The 402-nt window shown below is 27.9% G+C and carries 1 pseudogene; it reads right to left on the bottom strand.

The features are described from left to right. A pseudogene (locus LS70_RS09885) lies at positions 1–189 on the bottom strand (nucleoid-structuring protein H-NS); the annotation flags it as partial. Positions 190–402: the final 213 nt, after the last annotated feature.

The raw sequence follows: 402 nt of genomic DNA, 5'->3' as shown, positions 1-402 counted from the left end.
TGTATCAGGTTGTGCTACAAGTGTAGGATACATATTATAAATATAAGCATTTCCACTGCTTAAATAGCTAATACTTGTAATACTCCTTAAACCAATTTGTTTTTTAAACAAAGAATCCATAGTAATAGGGTCAGAAGCAAAAGCAATAGAAAATAAAGCAAAGATAGGGAATAAAATCCTTTTAAACATTGTGTTCCTTTTTGTAAAAATATGAAATTTCATTCCAACTCTGTTAGCAACAAGTATTCCACTTTGTGTGAATTTTTTGCTATGATAATTTTCTATATATAGATTTTAGGGAAGAGATAAAGAAAACTCTAAACCTATTATAAAAGATTTAGAGTTTCCTAGTGAGGGATTTTTTAGATAAGTTTAGTCTAAAATCATTTCTCAATCTCGACT

The organism is Helicobacter sp. MIT 11-5569 (genome assembly GCF_000765695.2).
Classification (GTDB): Bacteria; Campylobacterota; Campylobacteria; order Campylobacterales; family Helicobacteraceae; genus Helicobacter_D.
Note: the sequence above shows the minus strand (reverse complement) of the source record. Positions and strands in the feature narration are given on the sequence as shown.